Genomic DNA, 230 nt, shown 5'->3' on the forward strand with positions numbered 1-230 from the left:
CATGGGCTCGAACAGCCCGGCCAGCAACGCCTTGGGAATCGCCGCGCCGTAGTTGTGCACCGAGACTTCACTGCCATCGGCGCTCAGGCGTGAGGCAATGGTGATCGGCTGCTGCAGGTGACCTTCCCCAAGGCCACGTTGGTGCATCAAGCCCATGGCCATGGCGACGCTTGCCTTGACGCCGACCGGGTGCAGCAGATCATTGGCAATCTGGTCGCCAACAGCGTGGC

Annotated in this window: 1 protein-coding gene; it reads right to left on the minus strand. The window is 63.9% G+C overall.

The window, feature by feature from the left end; translation table 11 throughout:
* Positions 1-230, minus strand: a 230-nt coding sequence (locus AC0L20_RS42010; protein ID WP_473295996.1) for a hypothetical protein, incomplete at both ends; no start/stop codon positions are given.

The sequence above is a fragment of the Bradyrhizobium sp. Kon58 genome (genome assembly GCF_055807455.1).